1 protein-coding gene is annotated in these 511 nt (G+C 40.1%); it reads left to right on the top strand.

Annotation, left to right across the window (positions count from 1 at the left end):
- On the top strand, positions 1-511 hold a 511-nt coding region (locus AC4AGG_RS16785; protein WP_489773168.1), incomplete at both ends, for a thrombospondin type 3 repeat-containing protein.

Below are 511 nucleotides of genomic sequence, written 5' to 3'. Positions count from 1 at the left end.
TAATTCGATAGTAATCAAAAGAGCTTATGATGGAGCCATTCTTGCTCAATTTGATTTAGGAACAACTACTTCAGCTGTACAATCTGGTTTTACTGCGCTTCAGGTGGTGGGATCAGGTACACCCGCTGTAAGCTCATATCCAACAGGCACACTTGCTGTAAGTTGTACTGGTGGAAATCTGGACACTGATGGAGATGGGGTTGCTGATTACTTAGATTTGGATAGTGATAACGATGGTTGTCCAGATGCATTAGAAGGTTCTGGAAATTATAAATATAGTAATTTAGATGGCTCTCAAAGATTGTCAGGAGGAGTTGATGCCTCCGGATTAGCTTTGATTACAAGTGGAGTAGCTCAAAGTATCGGAACAAGCAAAGATTCTACAACTCAGTCTGTAGAATGTTTAGGATGTTCCAATACTAGTAGCCTATTTACTGATGCTGATGGGGATCTAGTAGGTGACTTATGTGATATTGATTTTGACAATGATGGGATTTTGGACGCAACAGAA

The organism is Chryseobacterium sp. CG10_8 (genome assembly GCF_058117085.1).
This window is presented reverse-complemented; position numbering and strand designations above follow the sequence as displayed.